Genomic DNA, 778 nt, shown 5'->3' with positions numbered 1-778 from the left:
GGCTGCCGGCGACCCGCGGCGACCGCGCGGTCGCCGTCGGGCGGAAGCTCGCGTCGAGGTTCCGGGCCCTGGGCAGGCGTGGCGAGGTGCCGGGGCGGTGCTGCAGGCGGGCCATGACGCTCCAAATCGGTCCCGGGTGTCCGCGATGAACACCTGGCGGGTCCCAGCCTCCCGGAAACCGGCCCGGTTGTCGCCGTCTCGCGTGAGGGGGTCTGCCCGGGCCTCCCACCACGGGGGCGAGGCGGCGTCTCATGGAGGACGACAGAGCACCAAGCCCGCGCCGCACCCCGGCGCGGGCGGACCGAGCAAGGAGATACCCACCCATGCGTGGAGTCGTGATGCACGCCCCCGGCGACGTCCGTGTCGAGGAACGAGCGGACGCCCGGATCATCGAGCCGACCGACGCCGTGATCCGCTTGACGGCGGCCTGCATCTGCGGGTCGGACCTGTGGCCGTACCGCGGGATCGAGAAGCTGGCCGGGCCCACCCCGATGGGGCACGAGTACGTCGGCGTCGTCGAGCAGGTCGGCGACCAGGTGCGGAACGTGCAGGTCGGCGACTTCGTCGTCGGCTCGTTCGTCGCCTCGGACAACACCTGCGAGATCTGCGAGGCCGGCTACCAGTCCCGCTGCGTGCACAACGTGATGATGGGCTCGGAGGGCACCCAGGCCGAGCTGGCCCGCGTCCCGCTGGCCGACGGCACCCTGGTGCCGACGCCGGGCCCGCCGCCGGCCGACCTGGTCCCGTCGCTGCTGGCCGCGTCCGACGTGCTGGGCAC

General features: G+C 73.8%; 1 protein-coding gene. It reads left to right on the top strand.

Annotation, left to right across the window (positions count from 1 at the left end; translation table 11 throughout):
- Positions 1 to 323: 323 nt before the first annotated feature.
- Positions 324 to 778: alcohol dehydrogenase catalytic domain-containing protein (locus PROKR_RS04555; protein ID WP_036960017.1), on the top strand; the 455-nt coding region annotated here is incomplete at its 3' end.

Origin of the sequence: Promicromonospora kroppenstedtii DSM 19349, assembly GCF_000515355.1 — a bacterium.
Lineage (GTDB): Bacteria > Actinomycetota > Actinomycetes > Actinomycetales > Cellulomonadaceae > Promicromonospora > Promicromonospora kroppenstedtii.
Note: the sequence above shows the minus strand (reverse complement) of the source record. Positions and strands in the feature narration are given on the sequence as shown.